Source organism: Vibrio sp. 1249-1 (genome assembly GCF_033340495.1).
Genome location: NZ_JAWOWJ010000280.1, coordinates 1 through 879 on the forward strand (window position 1 = coordinate 1; position 879 = coordinate 879).

Consider the following 879-nt stretch of genomic DNA (forward strand, 5'->3'; position numbering starts at 1 on the left):
GACGTCCGCGACGTCCGCGCCCCTGCGCCTGATATTCAGCGATACAAACTCGCCCTTTATCGGATTCACTGACTTTCTCTAACAAATATTGATTCGTTGAATCAATCACGGAAATCAGTTCTACCGGAGTGCTAATGGCATTTTTCAGACGAGTTTCATCGAGTAATTGAAGAGGATGAGCCAGTTGATAGCCTCGTCCTTGGATACGATAAATATCCACTCCCCAATCATTCAACCCTTTAATGTGCTTTGCAATTGCCGCTCTAGAAATGCCCAGTTGTTGTCCAAGCATTTCACCTGAATGGAAACCGCCATCGCTGAGTGTTTTAAGGATATGTAGCTTCACTGAGTGTTCTTTTCTCATTGAGCCGCCTCAATCTTAGCGAGATTAGTTTCACCTTGACGATTCATAAAGCGCACTTCGTGTTCGAGTTCAATTTGGTACTTATCCCACACCGCCTTTTTCACCAGAGAAGCAAGTGCAACCACGTCATCAGCACTGCAGTTGTCGACATTTGTTAATACCAACGCTTGTAAAGGGTTCACCTGAGCACCGTTGACTGAAATACCTTTCAAACCACACTGGTCAATCAGCCAACCGGCTGCCACTTTCATTCCCTCGTTTGCAGGGTAAGCCACCATGTCGCTATGCTTTCGAATGAGTTGATCATAATGATCTTGGCTGATCACAGGGTTTTTAAAGAAACTCCCTGCGTTACCGACTTTAGCTGGGTCTGGCAGTTTCTCCATACGAACTTGGCACACACGTTCAAATATTGCATTTGGACTTAATTCGTTTTCAGGGATGTTTTGTAACGGCCCATATTGATTCTTCGGCGTCCATCTCTTCGGCAGCTTCAAGCCAATGGCTGTGACAAA

1 protein-coding gene and 1 pseudogene are annotated in these 879 nt (G+C 45.5%); both read right to left on the reverse strand.

All coding sequences use genetic code 11. The features are described 5' to 3' along the window. Window positions 1-364 (reverse strand): HTH domain-containing protein (locus R7Z50_RS25840; RefSeq protein WP_318143182.1); only part of this gene is annotated, 364 nt, incomplete at its 3' end. Continuing rightward, window positions 361-879 (reverse strand): annotated as a pseudogene (locus R7Z50_RS25845) (UDP-N-acetylenolpyruvoylglucosamine reductase); the annotation flags it as partial. The gene R7Z50_RS25840 and the pseudogene R7Z50_RS25845, both read right to left, overlap by 4 nt.